Origin of the sequence: Streptomyces sp. 142MFCol3.1 (assembly GCF_000424945.1) — a bacterium.
In the GTDB taxonomy this organism is placed as follows: Bacteria; Actinomycetota; Actinomycetes; order Streptomycetales; family Streptomycetaceae; genus Streptomyces; species Streptomyces siamensis.
This window is the reverse complement of record NZ_AUKV01000008.1, coordinates 1-20,108: the sequence shown is the minus strand read 5'-3', so window position 1 is coordinate 20,108 and position 20,108 is coordinate 1. Positions and strand designations below refer to the sequence as shown.

At 70.4% G+C, this 20,108-nt stretch carries 13 protein-coding genes; 8 read left to right on the top strand and 5 right to left on the bottom strand.

The window, feature by feature from the left end; translation table 11 throughout:
• Positions 1–115 precede the first annotated feature (115 nt).
• The 7 genes from H305_RS0112975 (at position 116) to H305_RS0112945 (ending at position 13,182) form a co-directional block, all read left to right on the top strand.
• Entirely contained in the window at positions 116–1,120 is a 1,005-nt protein-coding gene (locus tag H305_RS0112975) for a carbohydrate ABC transporter permease (RefSeq protein ID WP_028800772.1), read from the top strand.
• Positions 1,121–1,133: 13 nt separating this feature from the next.
• The gene (locus H305_RS0112970; RefSeq protein ID WP_028800771.1) at positions 1,134–2,042 is read left to right on the top strand and encodes a sugar ABC transporter permease; all 909 of its coding nucleotides are present in this window, start codon (positions 1,134–1,136) and stop codon (positions 2,040–2,042) included.
• 201 nt (positions 2,043–2,243) lie between these two features.
• The gene (locus tag H305_RS0112965; protein WP_028800770.1) at positions 2,244–3,923 is read left to right on the top strand and encodes a glycoside hydrolase family 13 protein; all 1,680 of its coding nucleotides are present in this window, start codon (positions 2,244–2,246) and stop codon (positions 3,921–3,923) included.
• A 237-nt stretch (positions 3,924–4,160) separates the two neighbouring features.
• Complete coding sequence (locus H305_RS0112960) at positions 4,161–5,543, top strand: alpha-amylase (RefSeq protein WP_028800769.1); 1,383 nt, start codon at positions 4,161–4,163, stop codon at positions 5,541–5,543.
• A gap of 144 nt (positions 5,544–5,687) precedes the next feature.
• Entirely contained in the window at positions 5,688–11,087 is a 5,400-nt protein-coding gene (gene pulA, locus H305_RS0112955) for a pullulanase-type alpha-1,6-glucosidase (protein WP_028800768.1), read from the top strand.
• Between the two features lie 80 nt (positions 11,088–11,167).
• On the top strand, positions 11,168–12,793 hold the full coding sequence (locus tag H305_RS0112950; protein ID WP_051370557.1) for a fused response regulator/phosphatase: 1,626 nt from the start codon (positions 11,168–11,170) through the stop codon (positions 12,791–12,793).
• 29 nt (positions 12,794–12,822) lie between these two features.
• Complete coding sequence (locus H305_RS0112945) at positions 12,823–13,182, top strand: 5-carboxymethyl-2-hydroxymuconate Delta-isomerase (protein WP_028800766.1); 360 nt, start codon at positions 12,823–12,825, stop codon at positions 13,180–13,182.
• A gap of 37 nt (positions 13,183–13,219) precedes the next feature.
• On the opposite strand, the gene H305_RS0112940 is transcribed toward H305_RS0112945, so the two are convergent.
• The 4 genes from H305_RS0112940 to H305_RS0112925 all read right to left on the bottom strand — a co-directional run bounded on the left by H305_RS0112940 (position 13,220) and on the right by H305_RS0112925 (position 17,975).
• The gene (locus H305_RS0112940) at positions 13,220–13,921 is read right to left on the bottom strand and encodes a TetR/AcrR family transcriptional regulator (RefSeq protein ID WP_078629021.1); all 702 of its coding nucleotides are present in this window, start codon (positions 13,919–13,921) and stop codon (positions 13,220–13,222) included.
• Between the two features lie 56 nt (positions 13,922–13,977).
• Positions 13,978–15,036, bottom strand: a complete 1,059-nt coding sequence (locus tag H305_RS0112935) for a PDR/VanB family oxidoreductase (protein WP_028800764.1) — start codon at positions 15,034–15,036, stop codon at positions 13,978–13,980.
• Entirely contained in the window at positions 15,033–15,938 is a 906-nt protein-coding gene (locus H305_RS0112930; RefSeq protein ID WP_028800763.1) for a metal-dependent hydrolase, read from the bottom strand. The genes H305_RS0112935 and H305_RS0112930 overlap by 4 nt, the downstream gene beginning before the upstream one ends.
• A gap of 108 nt (positions 15,939–16,046) precedes the next feature.
• Positions 16,047–17,975 carry a hypothetical protein gene (locus H305_RS0112925; RefSeq protein ID WP_028800762.1) on the bottom strand — a complete coding sequence of 643 codons (1,929 nt, stop codon included), beginning with the start codon at positions 17,973–17,975 and terminating at the stop codon, positions 16,047–16,049.
• Between the two features lie 215 nt (positions 17,976–18,190).
• Between H305_RS0112925 and H305_RS0112920 the strand changes: the two genes are divergently transcribed.
• A complete protein-coding gene (locus H305_RS0112920; protein ID WP_028800761.1) occupies positions 18,191–18,652 on the top strand; it encodes a hypothetical protein in 462 nt (153 codons plus the stop codon).
• A gap of 294 nt (positions 18,653–18,946) precedes the next feature.
• On the opposite strand, the gene H305_RS0112915 is transcribed toward H305_RS0112920, so the two are convergent.
• Positions 18,947–20,108: DUF1996 domain-containing protein (locus H305_RS0112915; RefSeq protein ID WP_028800760.1), on the bottom strand; the 1,162-nt coding region annotated here is incomplete at its 5' end.

Genomic DNA, 20,108 nt, shown 5'->3' with positions numbered 1-20,108 from the left:
TCCTTCCCCGGCCCGACTTCCGTCGGGCCGCGGGGACCCCTACAACTGGGGGAACGGATCCGGCGGCCACCGGCTGTGTGCGCCCAACTCCTGATCTTGCAGAAGGTGTCGAACCATGACAGTCGCCATCGACCGAGCGACCGGCAAGCGCCGCGGTGACCGAGCACCGCGTCCGGGCCGGATGCAGCGTCTGAAGCACTCGTACCAGAAGTACTGGTATGCGTACGCGATGATCGCACCGGTCGTCGTCGTACTCGGCGGATTGGTGCTCTATCCCCTGGTACGGGGCCTCTATCTGACGTTCACGGACGCCAACAGCCTCAACTCGGCCCGCACGATCGGCGTCAACCACATCGACGCCACCTACAAGTTCATCGGCCTGGACAACTACAAGGACATCCTGTGGGGTCCGACGTCGTACGACCGCTTCTGGTCGCACTTCATCTGGACCATCGCCTGGACCGTCCTGTGCGTCGCCCTGCACTACTGCATCGGCCTCGGTCTGGCGCTGCTGCTCAACCAGAAGCTGCGCGGCCGCACGTTCTACCGGCTGGTCCTGGTGCTGCCGTGGGCGGTGCCGACCTTCGTCACCGTCTTCGGCTGGCGCTTCATGCTCGCCGACGGCGGCATCATCAACTCCATGCTCGACGCGGTGCACCTGCCCACACCGCTGTGGCTGGAGGACACCTTCTGGCAGCGGTTCGCCGCGATCATGGTCAACACCTGGTGCGGTGTGCCGTTCATGATGGTCTCGCTGCTCGGCGGACTGCAGTCCATCGACAGCACGCTCTACGAGGCCGCCGAGATGGACGGCGCGAACAGGTGGCAGCAGTTCCGCTACGTCACCCTGCCGGGCCTCAGGTCGGTCAGCTCCACCGTGGTGCTCCTCGGCATCATCTGGACCTTCAACCAGTTCGCCGTGATCTTCCTGCTGTTCGGCAACACCGCCCCGGACGCACAGATCCTCGTGACCTGGGCCTACTACCTGGGCTTCGGACAGCAGCCGCGCGACTTCGCGCAGTCCGCCGCCTACGGCATGCTGCTGCTGGCCATCCTGATCGTCTTCACCTCCTTCTACCGCCGCTGGCTGAACCGCAATGACCAGCAGCTCGCGATCTGAGGCAGGAGTCTCCATGAGCACCACCACCCTTCAGACGCCTCCGGCCGACCAGACCTCCGGGTACGAGGAGGAGCCCCGGCCCGCCGGCAAGCGCGGTCGGCGCGGCCTCGTCGGCTCGCTCGTCTCCCACGGCGTCCTGACCGTCGCGAGCCTGGTCGCGCTGTTCCCGATCGCCTGGCTCGTCTTCCTGTCCCTCGGCCCGGACAAGGACGACTACCTGCACCCCGGACGCATCTGGAACACGATGACGTTCGACAACTACTCCTTCGTGCTCCAGCACACGAACTTCTTCGAGTGGATGAAGAGTTCGCTCATCGTGTCGCTCGGCACCACGGTCGTCGGCGTCATGGTCGCGGCCACCACCGGCTACGCGGTGTCGCGCATGCGCTTCCCCGGCTACAAGAAGTTCATGTGGGTGCTGCTGGTCACCCAGATGTTCCCGATCGCCGTCCTCATCGTGCCGATGTACCAGATCCTCTCGGACCTGCAGCTCATCGACTCCTACCTCGGTCTGATCCTCGTCTACTGCTCGACGGCGGTGCCCTACAGCGCCTGGCTGCTCAAGGGCTACTTCGACACCATCCCGTTCGAGATCGACGAGGCCGGCCGCGTCGACGGGCTGACCCCCTTCGGCACCTTCTTCCGGCTGATCCTGCCGCTCGCCAAGCCGGGCCTCGCGGTGGCCGCGTTCTACAACTTCATCACCGCGTTCGGTGAGGTCGCCTTCGCCTCGACGTTCATGCTGGACGACTCGAAGTACACCTTCGCCGTCGGACTCCAGAGCTTCGTCAGCGAGCACGACGCGCAGCGCAACCTGATGGCCGCCACGGCCGTACTGATCGCGATACCCGTCTCCGCCTTCTTCTACCTCGTGCAGAAGAACCTGGTGACCGGACTCACCGCGGGCGGAACGAAGGGCTGACCCGCCCGGTACGCCTCCGACGCCCGAAGACTCCCGCGCGCTCCCAGCGCGCGGGTGGCGGCCGCGGTGCCCATCCGACCCCGCCGGTTCCGCGGCCGCCTCATCGCCCGCCACACCGATGACGTATTTCCTCTCCCGCACCGGGCACCGCCCCGGTGCGGGGGAGCCCCCACCTCGAACCCGTCACGCATCAAGGACGACATGAGCCAGCACTCCGCCGACCAGGCCCCGAACTCCGCTCTCGCCACCGTCGCCGCACATCGCGACTGGTGGCGCGACGCGGTGATCTACCAGGTCTATCCGCGCAGCTTCGCCGACAGCAACGGCGACGGCATGGGCGACCTGGAGGGCGTACGTTCCCGACTCCCCTACCTGCGCGACCTCGGCGTGGACGCCGTGTGGCTCAGCCCCTTCTACGCCTCGCCGCAGGCCGACGCCGGGTACGACGTGGCGGACTACCGCGCGGTCGACCCCATGTTCGGCAGCCTCCTGGACGCCGACGCCCTCATTCGCGAGGCCCACGCCCTGGGCCTGCGGATCATCGTGGACCTCGTGCCGAACCACTCCTCCGACCAGCACGAGTGGTTCAAGCGCGCCCTGCGCGAGGGCCCCGGCTCCTCGCTGCGGGAGCGCTACCACTTCCGTCCCGGCAAGGGCGCGAACGGCGAACTGCCGCCCAACGACTGGGAGTCCATCTTCGGCGGGCCGGCCTGGACCCGGGTCACCGAGCCGGACGGCACCCCCGGCGAGTGGTACCTGCATCTCTTCGCCCCCGAACAGCCCGACTTCAACTGGGAGCACCCGGCCGTCGGCGACGAGTTCCGCTCGATCCTGCGGTTCTGGCTGGACATGGGGGTCGACGGCTTCCGTATCGACGTGGCGCACGGACTGGTGAAGGCGGAGGGCCTGCCGGACCTGGGCGACCACGACCAGCTGAAACTGCTGGGCAACGATGTCATGCCGTTCTTCGACCAGGACGGCGTGCACGCCGTCTACCGCCAGTGGCGCACCATCCTCGACGAGTACTCCGGCGAGCGCATCTTCGTCGCCGAGGCGTGGACGCCCACCATCGAGCGCACCGCCCACTACGTGCGCCCCGACGAGCTCCACCAGGCCTTCAACTTCCAGTACCTGGGCACCCACTGGGACGCGGCGGAGCTGCGCTCGGTCATCGACCGCACTCTCGACGCGATGCGGCCGGTCGGCGCCCCCTCCACCTGGGTGCTGTCCAACCACGACGTGACCCGGCACGCCACCCGGTTCGCCAACGAGGCAGGTCTCGGCACCCAGATCCGGACGGCGGGCGACCGGGAGCTGGGACTGCGCCGGGCCCGCGCGGCGACCCTGCTGATGCTGGCGCTGCCCGGCTCCGCCTACCTCTACCAGGGGGAGGAGCTCGGCCTGCCCGACGTCGTGGACCTGCCCGACGAGGTGCGGCAGGACCCCGCCTACTTCCGTGGCGCGGGCCAGGACGGCTTCCGTGACGGCTGCCGGGTGCCGATCCCGTGGACCCGCGTCGGCTCCTCGTACGGTTTCGGCAGCGGGGGCAGCTGGCTGCCGCAGCCCGCCGAGTGGGCCGAGCTGAGCGTCGAGGCGCAGACCGGGGTGGCGGGCTCCACCCTGGAGCTGTACCGCGAGGCGCTCGCGGTGCGCCGCGCGCAGCCCGACCTCGGTGCGGGCGACAGCGTCTCCTGGCTGACGGCGCCCGAGGGCGTACTCGCCTTCCGGCGCGGGGAGTTCGTCTGCACGGCGAACACCACGGGCGAACCCGTGACCCTCCCTGCGCACGGCCGGGTGCTCATCGCCAGCGGCGACGTGACCGTGACGCCGGACGGCAAGGCCGAGCTGGCCGCGGACACGACCGTGTGGTGGACTGCCTGACGGTTCGTCACCACGGCACCCTCAAGGGGTGCTCCGGTCCCATCGGGACCGGAGCACCCCTTTTTCGCGCACTGAAATTCCTTACGACATCTTGCTGAAACTTCCCGGCAAGAGATACGTTCCGGCACACGCCCGACTGGTTCATCGGGCAACTTCCGTCCAGGGCCCCCCACTTGCACCCGGCGCCCCGGTCCCGCACCCGCATCCCCCACCGCACGACGATGTGCAGGAGAAGACATGGCCAAGAGAACTCTCGCCACCGCGCTCGCGCTCGCCGCGGGCATGGCGGCCTCCGTGACCCTCCCCGCCGGAGTGGCCGAAGCCTCCCCGCCCGGAACCAAGGACGTGACCGCCGTCCTGTTCGAGTGGAAGTTCGACTCGGTCGCCAAGGAGTGCACCAACACGCTGGGCCCGGCCGGCTACGGCTACGTCCAGGTGTCCCCGCCCGCCGAGCACATACAGGGCTCGCAGTGGTGGACCTCCTACCAGCCCGTCAGCTACCGCATCGCGGGCCGGCTCGGTGACGCCACCGCCTTCCGCAACATGGTCAGCACCTGTCACGCCGCCGGCGTCAAGGTCGTGGCCGACTCGGTGATCAACCACATGTCGGCCGGTTCCGGGACCGGGACCGGCGGCTCCTCGTACACGAAGTACAACTACCCGGGCCTGTACTCCTCGTACGACATGGACGACTGCACCGCCACCATCAGCGACTACTCCAACCGCGGCAACGTCCAGAACTGCGAACTCGTCGGTCTCGCGGACCTCGACACCGGTGAGGAGTACGTCCGGGCGACCATCGCCGGCTACCTGAACACCCTGCTCGGCTACGGGGTCGACGGCTTCCGGATCGACGCGGCCAAGCACATCCCGGCCGGCGACCTCGCCAACATCAAGTCCCGGCTGAACAACCCGTCGGTGTACTGGAAGCAGGAGGTCATCTACGGTGCGGGCGAGGCGGTCCAGCCGACCGAGTACACCGGCAACGGCGACGTGCAGGAGTTCCGCTACGCCTACGACCTCAAGAGGGTCTTCAACAACGAGAACCTCGCCTACCTGAAGAACTACGGCGAGGGCTGGGGCTACATGAGCAGCTCGGTCGCAGGCGTCTTCGTCGACAACCACGACACCGAGCGCAACGGCTCGACGCTCAACTACAAGGACGGCGCGAACTACACCCTCGCCAACGTCTTCATGCTCGCCTACCCGTACGGCGCCCCCGACATCAACTCCGCCTACGAGTGGTCCGACGCGGACGCCGGCCCGCCCAACGGCGGCACCGTCAACGCCTGCTGGCAGGACGGCTGGAAGTGCCAGCACGCCTGGCCGGAGATCAAGTCGATGGTCGCCTTCCGCAACGCCACCCGTGGACAGTCCGTCACCAACTGGTGGGACAACGGCGGCGACGCCATCGCCTTCGGCCGCGGCGGCAAGGGCTTCGTCGCCATCAACCACGAGTCCTCCGCGCTGACCCGCACATACAGCACCTCGCTCGCCGCGGGCACGTACTGCAACGTGCAGAACAACACGACGGTCACCGTGAACGCCTCGGGCCAGCTCACGGCCACCCTGGGCGCCAACACCGCGCTCGCGGTCTACGCGGGCAAGTCCAGCTGCTGAAAAGCCTTTCCGTACCTTGCAAGACTCTTGCTGTAAACCTTGCGTGAGCGATACGGTCACGCGGGCGTTCGGCACCGGAGCCGGAACGCTGCGCGGGGTCGGACCCGAGTACGCCGTAATCGCTAGGAGTTCACACCTGTGGACCTGATACCGAGAGGGCCGGCGCGCCGCCCCGGCCGTTCCAGACTGCGCGCAGCCGTTCTTGCCGCCGCTCTGGCCGTATCGCTCGCACAACCCCTCGCAGCGCGGGCCGAGACCCCGCCCGCTCCGCCGTCGGACGCCGCGCTCGCCGCGCAGCCCGCCCGGCACGACGCCACCCGCGAGCAGTTCTACTTCGTCCTGCCCGACCGCTTCGCCAACGGCGACACGGGCAACGACAAGGGCGGCCTGACCGGTTCGCGCCTGTCGACCGGCTACGACCCCACCGACAAGGGCTTCTACCAGGGTGGCGACCTCAAGGGTCTGACCCGGAAGCTCGACTACATCAAGGGCCTCGGCACCACCGCCATCTGGATGGCGCCGATCTTCAAGAACCAGCCCGTCCAGGGCACCGGCAAGGACGCATCGGCCGGCTACCACGGTTACTGGATCACCGACTTCACCCAGGTCGACCCGCACTTCGGCACCAACAAGGACCTGGAGACCCTGATCTCCAAGGCCCATGCCAAGGGCATGAAGGTCTTCTTCGACGTCATCACCAACCACACGGCCGACGTCGTCGACTACGAGGAGAAGTCCTACGACTACCTCTCCAAGGGCGCCTTCCCGTACCTGACCGAGGACGGCAGGCCCTTCGACGACGCGGACTACGCGGACGGCACCGAGGGGTTCCCGTCGGTGGACGCCGACTCCTTCCCCCGTACGCCGACGGTTCCCGCCGCGAAGAAGAACGCCAAGGTCCCGTCCTGGCTCAACGACACGACGATGTACACCAACCGCGGTGACTCGACCTACGCCGGTGAGTCCACCACGTACGGAGACTTCTCCGGCCTCGACGACCTGTGGACCGAACGGCCCGAGGTCGTCTCCGGCATGGAGAAGATCTACGAGAAGTGGGTGCGGGACTTCGGTGTCGACGGCTTCCGCATCGACACCGTCAAGCACGTGAACATGGAGTTCTGGACCCAGTGGGCCACGGCCCTCGACGCCTACGCCGCCCGGCACGGCCGCAAGGACTTCTTCATGTTCGGCGAGGTCTACTCCGCCGACACGTCGATCACCTCGCCCTACGTCACCGAGGGCCGCCTCGACTCCACACTCGACTTCCCCTTCCAGGAGGCGGCCCGCCAGTACGCCTCCCAGGGCGGCAGCGCGCAGAAACTGGCGTCCGTCTTCGGCGACGACTACAAGTACACGACGGACAAGGCCAACGCGTACGAGCAGGTCACCTTCCTCGGCAACCACGACATGGGCCGCATCGGGACCTTCCTGAACCAGGACGACCCGAAGGCCACCGACGCCGGACTGCTCAAGAAGGACCAGCTCGCCAACGAGCTGATGTTCCTCAGCCGCGGCAACCCGGTCGTCTACTACGGCGACGAGCAGGGGTTCACCGGCGCCGGCGGTGACAAGGACGCCCGGCAGACGATGTTCGCCTCCAAGGTCGCCGACTACCTCGACGACGACGAGATCGGCACCGACCGCACCCACGCGAGCGACGCCTACGACACGAGCGCGCCGCTGTACCGGCGGATCGCCGCGCTCTCCGCGCTCCGCAAGGCCAACCCCGCCCTCACGGACGGCGTCCAGACGGAGCGGTACGCGGCGGACGGCTCCGGCGTGTACGCCGTCACCCGCACCGACGCCAGGACCGGCGCCGAGTACGTCGTCGCCTTCAACAACGCCGGCGAGGCGAAGACCGCGACCTTCGCGACCGGCTCCGCGGACATGACCTACCGCGGGATCTACGGGACCCGCGACACCGCGAGGACCGACGGCGACAAGAAGATCACCGTCACCGTCCCCGCCGGGTCCGCCGTCGTCCTCAAGGCGGCCGGCGCCCTCGCCGAGCCCGTCACCAAGCCGACGATCACGCTCAAGGCCCCGGACGCCGGAGCCACCGGGACCGTCGAGCTCTCCGCGAACGTCGCCGGCGGCCGGCTCGACCGGGTCGTCTTCGCCGCCCAGGCCGGCAACGGCAAGTGGCGCATCCTCGGCTCCGCCGACCACGCCCCGTACAAGGTCACCCAGGCCATCGGCAAGGACGTCCCCGCGGGGACGGCCCTGCGCTACAAGGCGGTCGTGATCGACTCCGCCGGGCGCACCGCGAGCGCCACCGCCACGAGCACCACCGGCACCCCGCCCGCCCCGGAGGTCCCCACCGCCTCCTCGCGCGACTACGCGATCGTCCACTACAAGCGCACCGACGGCGACTACGACGACTGGGGCCTGTACGCCTGGGGCGACCTCGCCGACGGCGAGTCCACGAACTGGCCCGCCAGCCATCCCTTCACCGGCCGTGACGCCTACGGCGCCTTCGCCTACGTCAAGCTCAAGCCCGGCGCCTCGAACGTCGGCTTCCTGGTCATCGACAAGGACGGCAACAAGGACGTCTCCGCCGACCGGACGATCGACGTCACCAAGACCGGCGAGGTCTGGGTCGAGCAGGGCAGTACGGACGTCCTCACCAAGAGGCCCGACTACCCCGCGCAGGACAAGACCAAGGCAGTCGTCCACTACCACCGCGCGGACGGGAACTACGACGGCTGGGGCCTGCACGTCTGGACGGGCGCGGCGAACCCCACCGACTGGTCGAACCCCCTGAAGCCGGTGAAGACCGATGCCTACGGCGCGGTCTTCGAGGTACCGCTCACCGACGGTGCCACCAGCCTCAGCTACATCATCCACAAGGGCGACGACAAGGATCTGCCCACCGACCAGTCCCTGGACCTCAAGTCCAGCGGCTACGAGGTGTGGCTGTTGAGCGGCCAGGAGAAGTACCTGCTCCCGCAGCCCGCGGGCAGTGCGGCCGCTCTCGACCTGACCACCTCCAAGGCGGTCTGGATCGACCGGGACACGGTCGCCTGGAACGGCGCGGACGGCGCTGCCTCCACCCAGCTGCTCTCCTCCCGCGACGGCTCGATCGCAGCCAAGGACGGGACGCTGACCAGCGACGACGAGCGCTGGCTGCGGCTGACGAGGACGAGCCTCACCGACGCCCAGAAGGCCGAGTTCCCGCACCTGAAGGACTACACGGCCTGGTCCGTCGACCCGCGTGACCGGGACCGGGTGCGCCAGGCGCTCGGCGGCCAGATCGTGGCCTCCCAGCGTGCGGCGAACGGCGCGGTGCTGGCCGCGACCGGTGTGCAGATCGCGGGCGTCCTCGACGACGTGTACGACGCGACCGCGGCGAAGCTCGGACCGGTCTTCCGCGACGGGAAGCCGACCCTCTCCGTCTGGGCGCCGACGGCACAGAGCGTCTCCCTGGAGCTGGCCGGCTCAGAGGTGGCCATGCACCGCCACGCGGCCACCGGCGTCTGGTCCGTCACGGGTCCGGCGTCCTGGAAGAACAAGCCCTACCGGTACGTCGTGAAGGTGTGGGCCCCCAGCGTCCGCAAGGTCGTGACGAACAAGGTCACCGACCCCTACTCGGTCGCGCTGACCGCGAACTCCGAGCGCAGCCTGGTCGTCGACCTGAACGACAAGGCCCTCGCCCCGGGTGGCTGGTCGACCCTGAGCAAGCCCAAGGCCGTACCGCTGCGGGACGCCCAGATCCAGGAACTGCACATCCGGGACTTCTCGGTGGCCGACAAGACGGTCCCGGCCGAGGACCAGGGCACCTACCTGGCCTTCGCGGACAAGGGCAGCGACGGCTCGGAGCACCTGCGCGAGCTGGCGAAGTCCGGCACGTCGTACGTCCACCTCCTGCCCGCCTTCGACATCGCCACCATCCCCGAGAAGAAGGCCGATCAGGCCACCCCTGACTGCGACCTGGCCTCCTTCGCGGCCGACTCCGAGAAGCAGCAGGAGTGCGTCGCGAAGGCCGCCGCCAAGGACGCCTACAACTGGGGCTACGACCCGTACCACTACACGGTTCCCGAAGGCTCGTACGCGACCGACCCGGACGGCACCGCCCGCACGGTCCAGTTCCGCAAGATGGTCAAGTCGCTCAACGACGACGGCCTGCGGGTCGTCATGGACGTCGTCTACAACCACACGGCGGCCTCCGGCCAGGCGGACACCAGCGTGCTCGACAGGATCGTGCCCGGCTACTACCAGCGGCTCCTCGCCGACGGTTCGGTGGCCAACAGCACCTGCTGCGCCAACACGGCGACCGAGAACGCCATGATGGGCAAACTGGTGGTCGACTCGATCGTCACCTGGGCCAGGGAGTACAAGGTCGACGGCTTCCGCTTCGACCTCATGGGCCACCACCCCAAGGCCAACATCCTCGCGGTCCGCAAGGCCCTGGACGCCCTCACCCTCGCGAAGGACGGCGTCGACGGCAAGAAGATCATCCTGTACGGCGAGGGCTGGAACTTCGGCGAGGTCGCCGACGACGCCCGCTTCGTCCAGGCCACCCAGAAGAACATGGCCGGCACGGGAATCGCGACCTTCTCCGACCGTGCCCGCGACGCGGTGCGCGGCGGCGGCCCCTTCGACGCCGACCCCGGCATCCAGGGCTTCGCCTCCGGCCTCTACACCGACCCCAACTCCTCGGACGCGAACGGCACCACGGCCGAACAGAAGGCCCGCCTGCTGCACTACCAGGACCTCATCAAGGTCGGTCTGAGCGGCAACCTCGCCAAGTACCGGTTCACCGACACCGCCGGCAAGGAGGTCAAGGGCTCCGAGGTCGACTACAACGGACAGCCCGCAGGCTACGCGGACGCCCCCGGGGACGCCCTCGCGTACGCCGACGCCCACGACAACGAATCGCTGTTCGACGCGCTCACCTACAAGCTGCCCGCCACCACGAGCGCGGCCGACCGGGCCCGGATGCAGGTCCTGGCGATGGCGACGGCCACCCTCTCGCAGGGTCCGTCCCTCTCCCAGGCCGGCAGCGACCTGCTGCGCTCCAAGTCCCTCGACCGGAACTCGTTCGACAGCGGCGACTGGTTCAACGCCGTCCACTGGGACTGCCGCGACGGCAACGGCTTCGGGCGCGGGCTGCCGATGGCCGCGGACAACGCCTCCAAGTGGTCCTACGCCAAGCCGCTGCTGACCTCGGTCAAGGTGGGCTGCGACCAGATCGGGGCGACGGCGGCCGCCTATGGGGACCTCCAGAGCATCCGCACCACGGAGGGCGTCTTCTCGCTCCCCACGGCCGACCGGGTGCAGTCCGAGCTCGCCTTCCCGCTGTCCGGGAAGACGGAGACGCCCGGGGTGATCACGATGGAACTCGGCGATCTCGTCGTCGTCTTCAACGCGACGCCCCAGAAGCAGGAGCAGACCGTCGGCTCGCTGGCCGGAACGGCGTACGCGCTGCATCCGGCACAGGCGTCGGGCGCGGACCCTATCGTCAAGTCCTCGTCCTATGCGGCCGAATCGGGGACGTTCGCCGTTCCGGGCCGCACGGTGGCGGTTTTCACCCGGACCGGCTGATAGCGCACTAATTTGGTGGGGGCAGGGCCGGGACATCCCCGGACCTGCCCCCATCACCCGTGCTCCGAGGGACTGTTCCGATGGCCATCGAATCGGCCGGACCCACGGTGGACACTCTGTCCACCGTGATGGTGGTCGACGACATCGCGGCCAGCCGCTACGCGCTGGGCGCCGTGCTCACCCGCGCGGGACACAGGGTCGTACCCGTCGCCAGTGCCGCCGAGGCACTCGTCGAGCTCGACGTGCGGCTGCGCGCCGGAGTCCTGCCCGACGTCGCCCTGGTGGACGTCGGCCTGCCCGACATGAGCGGCTTCGAACTGTGCCGCAGACTCAAGGCGCAGCCCCCCATGGCCGCCCTGCCCGTGGTGCACTTCTCCGCCTCCTCCTCCGGAACCGCCCACCGCTGCCGGGGCCTGGACGCGGGTGGCGACGCGTACCTCTCGGTGCCCGCGGAGCCCGAGGAGATCCAGGCCGTCGTCCGCGCGGCGGTGCGCCGCTCCCGGATGCGGATCGGCGCCGAGACACTCGTACGACGGCTGACACTGCTCTCCGAGACCATCGTCGCCGTCCAGACGGCCCGCTGCCCCGAGGAGCTCGCCGACGCCGCGGCCGAGGGCACCGCCCGTCTCACCGGCTCGCCCGCCGCCGTGTTCGTCCTCTCCGAGGACGGCGAGCTCTACCGCGGGACGTCCCGCACCCGGGCGCGGACGACAGCGTCCGACCCGGGCGCGCACGAGACCGTGACCCGGCTGATCCGCCACATGACGGCAGGCCACACCGGAGTGAGCGGCGCGGTCGTCCCCGCCCCGCTGTGGCCGCGCGGATTCTTCCGGGCCGGTGCCCCCGACGCGGCCCGGGTCGTGCTGGCACGCACCCCCGACGGCAGGGTGCCGGTCTGCCTCGCGACGCCCACGGACGGCGATCGGGACATGGCCCCGCAGACGGACACCCTGGTGGCCCGGCTCGCCCAGGCCACCGCGCTGGCCGCGGAGCCCCTGCTGATGTACCAGGCGGAGCGGCATGTCGCGCTGACCCTCCAGCACAGCTTCCTGCCCCAGAAGATGCCCGAGACGCCGGGCCTCGACGTCGTCGTGCGCTACGTTCCCGCCTCCCGGCAGGCCGAGATCGGCGGTGACTTCTACGCGGTGCTGCGCACGTCGGACGGGGTCCTCACCGCCGTCGGCGACGTTGTCGGCCACTCGCTGGAGGCGGCCACCGTGATGGTCGAGATCCGGCACGCGCTGCGCGCCTACTGCGTCGAGGACCCCGACCCCGGAGTACTGGCCCGGCGCCTGGACCGGATGCTCCAGCACTACCACCCGGACGTCACGGCCACCGTCTGCCTGTGCCTGGTCGACCCGGCGAGCGGGCGGGCGCGCATCGCCAACGCGGGCCACATCCCTCCGCTGATCGTCGGCGACGACAGCACCGCCGGCTACGCGGACGTCAGCGGCCCGCTGCTCGGCCTCGGCCTGGACCGGCCGCAGCCCACCGAGATCGTCCTGCTGCCGACGGACCGGCTCCTCATGGTCACCGACGGTCTCATCGAGACGCGCGGGACCGACCTGGGGGTCTCCCTGGAGCAGCTGCGCAGTGCCGGCGCCGAGGCACCGGCCGGCGTCGCCGCCCTCTGCGACACCCTGCTCGACTGCTTCGGGCCGGGCCGGGAGGACGACATCGCGCTGCTCGCGCTGCGGTTAGGGTGATCGCAGATTCCTAGAACAGGAGTGCGCTGATGCCGCAGATCACCGTCGACTGCTCCGAGTCGCTCGACGACGCCTTTGACCGGCGCGGGTTCGCGCTGGCGCTGCACCCGGTGGTGGTGGAGACGGCTGCCGCCCGCATCGAGGCGTGCAAGACACGGTTCCGTACGACCGGGGACGACGTGGTGGGAGCGGACGGGGAGGGCCACGCGATCGTGCACGTCACGCTGGCGCTGCTCGCCGGCCGGTCCGACGAGACCAAGGCGCGGCTGACCGAGGCCGCGCTGGAGCTGCTGCGCAAGTACGTCGAGCCGGTCGAGGGGGTCACCGTGCACGCCTCCGCCGAAGTGCGGGACCTCGACCCGTCGTACCGCAAGTTCGAGGGGGCCTAGCCCGCCGCCCGCCGCCCGGGGCCCGCGGTCCGCGGGCTCAGGCGTCCGGGGGCGAGGCCAGTGCGACGAGCCGGACGACGAGGTCGCTGAACGGCCCGTCGCCCGGCTCGCCCTTGAGTCCCTGGCGCAGCTGCTCGCTCATCTGCTCGTCGTGGGCGGCGCTCACCGCGGCCAGCGCCGCGAAGTCGTGCACCAGCTGCAACTCCAGCTCGCCGCGCGGGATCCGCCGACCGTCCAGCCAGAGCAGGGCCGTCGACTCGACCAGCGAGATCCAGGAGCGGATCATGAGCTCCAGGCGGGCCGTCGGCTTCTCGACGTTCAGGTGCGACAGGATCTGCACGTACGCGGCCTGCCGTACGGCGTCGATCAGTGCGTTGGTGGTGGAGGAGCCGACCGCGGGGCCTCCCCGCATCAGCGCAGCGAAACCGGGCCCGTGATCGTCCACGAAGTCGAAGAACCGGCGCATCACCCGCAGCAGCCGCGCTCCGAGCGGCCCTTCCGCGGGTTCCACGAACCGCCCCGCGAGGTCGTCCGAAGCGCGCTGCAAGGCGGCCTCGTACAGGCTGAGTTTGCCGGGGAAGTAGTGGTAGACCAGGGGACGGGAGATGCCCGCGGCGGAGGCTATCTCGTCGATGGAGACCTCGTCGGGCGAGCGTCGGCTGAACAGTTCGAGGGCGACGCCGATCAACTGCTGCCGGCGTTCCTCGACACCCATCCTGCGTCGTACCCCGGTTGTCATGCGAACACCATACCGATCGGATCCGGCCCGGAACGGGCCGGTCCGCCCGCGATCGTTCACATGTCCAACACAATTCTCTCACCGCGCGTCCGCGAGACACAGATCAGCATCGAGTCGTCACGCTCCGCGTCCGTCAGCAGCTCGTCCCGGTGGTCGATCTCTCCTTCCAGCACCCGCTGTTGGCAGGTTCCGCAGAACCCCTGCTCGCACGAGTACACGGTGCCCGGCAGCTCCGCGCGGACGGCGGCGAGGACCGTGGAGTCCGCGGCCACGGTCACCGTGCGTCCGCTGCGCCGCAGTTCGACCTCGAAGGCGCCGTTGCCCTCGCTCGACGTGCGGGGCGCGAAGCGCTCCAGATGGAGCGTCGCCCCGTCCGGGACGCGGGCCTCGACCGCCGCCGTCAGCCCCTCCGGTCCGCAGCAGTAGACCGCCGTGTCCCGGGGGAGCTCCGCGAACAGTGCGTCGAGGTCCGGCAGCCCCTGCTCGTCCTCCGCGACGACGGTGACCCGCTCGGGGTCCGGGTCCAGCTTCTCGATCTCCTCCAGGAAGGGCATCGAGGCCCGCGACCGGCCGCCGTACACCAGCCGCCAGTCCGCGCGCCCCCGCACGGCGCGCAGCATCGGCAGCACCGGGGTGATCCCGATGCCGCCCACGACGAACACGTACGACGGCGCGTCCACGAGGGGGAAACGGTTGCGCGGCCCGCGCACCTCGATCTCGGAGCCCTCCCGCACCTGCTCGTGCACCTCGCGCGAACCGCCCCGCCCGTCCTCGACGAGCCGCGTCGCGACGGTGTACGAGGAGGTGTCCTCGGGGTCCCCGCACAGCGAGTACTGCCGTACAAGACCCGACGGCAGGACCAGGTCGAGGTGGGCGCCCGGCTCCCAGCGCGGGAGGTCCCGCCCCTCCAGGCGCAGTTGGACGACACCGTCGGCGACCCGCTCGTGCCCGGTGACCAGCAGGCGCAGCGCCCGGGTGCGCGGCCGGCCGGAGATGGGCTCCTCCAGCGCGGGCAGCGGCCACAGCGGCGAGGCCTCGATACGGCGGCGCAGCGCGCGCCGCACGACGAGGGCCGCCCCGGCGGCGGCCACGACGGTCCGAAGCCGGGGCGTCATGCCGCACCCCGTTCCGCCGCGGTCGCCGCGGGGGAGGAGGCGAGATAGGCGATCGCCTGCTCGGTGGAACCCTCCTGGGAGGGGTGGTAGGAGCGGCTGAGGTAGCGGGGGATGGACTTGAGCATGTCCCCGGTGGACGGCAGCACGCCCTGCTTCCCGCACTCGTAGAAGTCCTTGAAGCTCGCCCGGCCGTCAGCCAGCGTCGGGTCGTTCTCCATGAAGAACCGTGCCCCGCGCTGCCAGAGGAAGACGAGCGCCGCGAACGCGGTGGCCCAGGTCCGGGCCCGCCGCCGGTAACTCCCGTCGACGTGCATGAACAGCTCGAACGCCACCGAGCGGTGCTCGACCTCCTCCGCGCCGTGCCAGCGCAGCAGATCCAGCATGGTCGGGTCGGCGCCCCGCCGGTCCAGCTCCTCGGCGTTCAGGACCCAGTCGCCGAGGAAGGCGGTGTAGTGCTCGATCGCCGCGATGATGGCGACCCGCTCCAGCAGCCACCACTTGCGGGCCTTGCCCGGCGGCAGGGTGCGGTCGCCGAGGAGCTTCTCGAAGAGCCAGTCGACCTGGGCGGTGTACGGGGTCGGGTCGAGCCCCAGCTCCTTGAGGTGCGGCAGCACCTCGTCGTGCGCCTGCGAGTGCATCGCCTCCTGCCCGATGAACCCGATGACGTCCTCACGCAGCCGCTCGTCGCGGATGTGGGGCAGCACCTGCTTGTACACGTGCACGAACCAGCGCTCACCGGCCGGCAGCAGCAGGTGCAGCACGTTGATGGTGTGCGTGGCGAACGGGTCCCCGGGCACCCAGTGCAGGGGCGTGTCCTTCCAGGAGAACGACACCTTCCGCGCCTTGAGCGCCGTCCGCTCGGAGTCGACTGGCCGGGGCAGCCGGGCCTGCGTGTGAGACATGGCGTCAATGTACTGACGGGTAGGCGCACGGAGAAGCCCCGTGCGCCTACTTGTTTACGCGAATGTCAACTAGCTGTCGGGCCCGTTCGACGTCAGCCGGCGACCGGCTCAGCGCAGCCCCGAGATCGACCGTCCGTCCGACAGGGTCGCCTTCAGCCGGGCCTGGGCGCCCTGCCGCGCCCGCACCGCCAGCATGCTGCCCCGCACGGCGCCCTCGACCCCGCCCGTGGCCCGGACGGACGCCGTGTCCCTGCTCCCTGCGGCCAGCAGATACCAGCTGCCCGTCCCCGACTTCCACAGCACGCCGGCCAGCACATGGGGGTCACGGGAGCCGCACGCGGTGGAGTTCTCGGCCTTGGCGGCGACAGCCCCGTACACCCCGCCCGGGGTGTGGAACTGCGCGAGCACCCGCGTCCCGCCGCCCCGCCAGGTGTCGGCGCGGGTGCAGACCCAGGCCGCGGTGCCACTCGCGTCCGGCAGCGGCTGCTGCGCGAACCGCCAGGCGTTCACGGACCGCACGCCCTGCGAGCGCACCGAGGCGAGCGAGCAGGCGAACGGGGACCACTCGCGCAGCGCCTCGGCGCCGGAGGCCTCGTGCGGGGAGGAGGGCTTGCCCGCCGTGAGGTGCGCCGGGGTCAGCTCGCCGAGGTCGGCCATCAGACGGGTGCCCGAGTCGTCCTTCAGCTGGAGCACGTTCCATGAGGTGCAGGCGCCGCTCTGGGCGGGACCGGCCAGCGGGGAGGTGACGCCGTCGGCGGAGATCGGCAGGTCCATCGCGCCCGAGGACGGCTTCATCAGGTCCCGCTCGGCCGCCTCGGTCACCCAGGGCGCGGTCAGATACCGGACGTTGCCGTCGGAGCGGCCCACGACCACCGCGTTCGCCTCGGCCCGGCGCGCGCCGTCGACCCGCGCGAAGTCGAGGGCGGCGCCGCTCGTGCCGTCCTTCGGCTCCGCGTACCGCGCGATGCGCAGACCGTCGTAGAGGAGCACCACGCGTGCCTGGTCGATCTCGCCCGCGTACAGCAGCTGCGGCGGGCCGGGCGGGGCGCCGGACGGGGTGCCGGGGGTCGCCGAGACCCGCACCGACTCGCCGGGCCTGGCCCACACGGCGAGCGCGCGCCGCAGCAGCGCGCTGTCGTCGAGGAGGCCGCCGCGGGCGGGCCACACGGAGAAGTCGGTGCGCGCGGACGACTCCCAGGCCGTGCCCGCCACCTTGGTCAGCCTGCCGGGGTCGAGGGCGGCCTCGGCCGCCGGGTTCTGCGCGTAGGAGGGCGCCGCGGCGCCGTCGGGGCCCCAGCCGTCCCCGGGCAGCGCGAGGAGTGCGCCGCACACGGCGACGGCGGCGGTGGCGGCGAGCGCGGCCCTGACGTGCTGCCTGCGCCGCATCAGGTCGGTGGGCCGGGCGTGCAGCGAACAGGGGTCGAACTCGGGGGAGTCGAGCAGCGAGTCGCGGGCCTCGACGCCGGACGCCTCGGCGAGCGCTGCGTCCGGGTCCGCGACCCCCGCCGCAGCGAGGACCTTCCGTACGTGAGCGTCCGGCAGTTTCTCCAGACCGCGCAGGACGTAGGCCGCACGGGCGGGGCCGGACAGCGCGGACAGCCGCTGGTCCAGGGCGAGTTCGTCGGCTCCGCCCGAGCGCGGGAACAGCTTCAGGCCCCACACGTGCGGCAGCAGCGGCGGCAGCTGGGCGCGCCTGGGCCGGGCGCGGAGCCTCAGTGGCAGGCACGCCTCCAGGGCCGCACGCACCACGCGCAGGCGCACGAAGGTGTAGCCCGGGTCGCCGTCGCGGCCGCCGCCGGACTGCTGGGCCGGGATGACCGAGGCGTCGCCCGAGGCGCGGCCCCGGGGCAGCGCGCGCTGGGTGAGGGCGTGCGCGGTCAGTACCCGGCGGCCACGGCCCAGACCCGGCGGCAGCACCAGATAGGCCAGCCGGACCAGCCGCGGGTAGTGCTCGACGAGGGCGGCCTCGGCCTGCTCGACGTCGACGACCGGTCCTGAGGAGGGTGCGGGGCGCGGGGCTACATCCTGTGACTGCACGTTCAGCAGAACGAGCGAATCGGCGGATGGTCACCCCGCGCCGGGCGTATCTGTCCCGTGCCCGACGGGCGGACGCGCGTGGTTCGCCCGTCGACCGCCGGCAGCACGGCGGATGGGGGGACGATTGAGCGCGGGGCCCGCCGGAGCCGTATCGAAGGCAGAGCCCCCGCCGGGGCTCTCATCGGCGTGAGCGCCGACACGCAGCGGAGGTACGTATGACGTTGACACGCGAGAAGCTCGCGGCCGGGGCCGCCGTGGCCCTGCTGATGCTCACCGGCTGCGGTGGGTCGGGCGACAAGGCGGCCGACCGTCAGGACAAGGTGCCGGCCACGGCGACCGGGAGCCTGGAGGACCTGGCGGCCGAGGTGAAGTGCACCCCGGACATCCAGACGGACGCGGACGAGATCCGTCAGGGCGTGTGCAAGATCCGTTCCGGCAAGTTCATCCTCGCGACCTTCGCCACCGACCGCGGACAGCGCGAGTGGCTCAACGGCGCCAAGGACTACGGCGGTTCGTACCTCGTCGGCGCCAAGTGGGTCGCCGTCGGCGACCAGAAGATGGTCACGACGCTGCGCGGCCGGCTCGGCGGGACGGTCGAGGAGGGCATGTCCCACCACGCGGGAGGTACCGGGGGTGCGGGAACCGCGACCGGGCACTCCGGTCACCACGCCGGCTGACGCCCCGGGCCCGGGAGGGACGGGGCGGGGACGCCGCCGGCCCGGTCCCGGGCACGAGCCGGAACGGCCCGCGGCGCGGCGGCGTCCGGAAGGACGTGGATGGCCGGTGGCGGAAAGAACGCGGAAGCCGGTGGCGGAAAGAACGCGGAAGCCGGTGGCGGAAAGAACGCGGAAGCCGGTGGCAGGAGGGACGCGGAAAGCCGGTGGCAGGAGGAACGCGGAAAGCCGGTGGCGGGAGATCCGCCACCGGCCTTCTTCGCGCTTCATGTCGGGTCGGTCACCGCTGCGAGCGGCTCACCTGCAACGCTGACCCCGGTTGATGCAGTTGACCATTTTGTTCATCACGTTCTCGTCGAAGACGTTGATGAAGTCGTCGTGGTCGGTGGCGGGCTTGTGCAGCTGTTCCGGGAAGCCGTCCACCGCATAGGCGTTCTTGACCTGCCCGTTCTGCAGGGTCGGCGCCGGCACGTTGTACACCAGGCGCATCGTCAGCTGCGGGATCGCCTTGAAGCCGCCCGCGCAGTTGCCCTGGGCGTCGGCGAAGGCCACGTGCGTCCGGTGGTTCGCGCTGTCGATGTTCTGGCCGTCCCAGCAGCTCTGGAAGGCGAAGGTGCGCACCACGCTGCTGCCCTGGGGGCAGATCGGGTACTGCGTCGTCAGCTGCACCTTGTTCTCGAAGCCGGTGCAGCTCCAGTGGGCGTTGGCGTTCGCGAGTCCGTTGGTCGTCGTCTTCGCGTCGCCGGTGATGATGCGCAGGAACTTCGGCATCGCGACGACCTTGCTCTTCGGGTTGCCGACGAACTTGATCTGCGCCTGCTTGGCCTGCTGGATCTGGCCGACGTTGCCTTCCTTGCCACCGCCGTCGTTGTTCTGGTCGAAGTCCTGCGTGCCGTTCTGGATACGCACGACCGGCCAGTAGTACGACGACTTGTCGCCCTGGTTCGAGCAGCTGGTCTTGGCCGCGGCGAACGTGTCGTTGTTGGCGAAGGCGTCGTTCGACTGGTTGCCGACGTAGTCGTGCAGGTGGTGCGCGCCGTTGGTCACGCCGGGCGCCACGATCACGTTGTCGGTGTTGAACTTCTTGTTCGCGTTCACACCGCAGGTGCTCGAGAAGGTGCCGGAGGAGCCGCCCGCCCGGGTCCGCGCCTTCTGGGGCACGTTCGGCCGGACCTTCGTGATGTCGACGAAGTCGGCGGCGACGGGACCGTTGCCGGCCTGGCCGCCGTTGCCCTGCTGCTGCCCGCCACCCTGCTGCCCGCCACCCTGCTGCCCGCCACCCTGCTGCTGGCCGCCGGCCGGAGCGCTCGGTGAGGCGGTGGCCTGTCCGCCGCCCTGCTGCTGTCCGCCGTTGCCGGCCTGCGTCTGGTCGGCGGTGGTCGCGTTGCAGCCGGCGAGAGTGTTCAGCGAGTCCGGGGCGGTGCCGCCCACGCGCGAGATCTCCAGCTTGATCCGGTCG

What these genes read in the sequence shown, in the direction of transcription:
- H305_RS0112975 (WP_028800772.1), top strand. Translation starts at nt 116, where the DNA reads ATGACAGTCGCCATCGACCGAGCGACCGGCAAGCGCCGCGGTGACCGA.
- H305_RS0112970 (WP_028800771.1), top strand. Translation starts at nt 1,134, where the DNA reads ATGAGCACCACCACCCTTCAGACGCCTCCGGCCGACCAGACCTCCGGG.
- H305_RS0112965 (WP_028800770.1), top strand. Translation starts at nt 2,244, where the DNA reads ATGAGCCAGCACTCCGCCGACCAGGCCCCGAACTCCGCTCTCGCCACC.
- H305_RS0112960 (WP_028800769.1), top strand. Translation starts at nt 4,161, where the DNA reads ATGGCCAAGAGAACTCTCGCCACCGCGCTCGCGCTCGCCGCGGGCATG.
- H305_RS0112950 (WP_051370557.1), top strand. Translation starts at nt 11,168, where the DNA reads ATGGCCATCGAATCGGCCGGACCCACGGTGGACACTCTGTCCACCGTG.
- H305_RS0112945 (WP_028800766.1), top strand. Translation starts at nt 12,823, where the DNA reads ATGCCGCAGATCACCGTCGACTGCTCCGAGTCGCTCGACGACGCCTTT.
- H305_RS0112940 (WP_078629021.1), bottom strand. Translation starts at nt 13,921, where the DNA reads ATGACAACCGGGGTACGACGCAGGATGGGTGTCGAGGAACGCCGGCAG.
- H305_RS0112935 (WP_028800764.1), bottom strand. Translation starts at nt 15,036, where the DNA reads ATGACGCCCCGGCTTCGGACCGTCGTGGCCGCCGCCGGGGCGGCCCTC.
- H305_RS0112930 (WP_028800763.1), bottom strand. Translation starts at nt 15,938, where the DNA reads ATGTCTCACACGCAGGCCCGGCTGCCCCGGCCAGTCGACTCCGAGCGG.
- H305_RS0112920 (WP_028800761.1), top strand. Translation starts at nt 18,191, where the DNA reads ATGACGTTGACACGCGAGAAGCTCGCGGCCGGGGCCGCCGTGGCCCTG.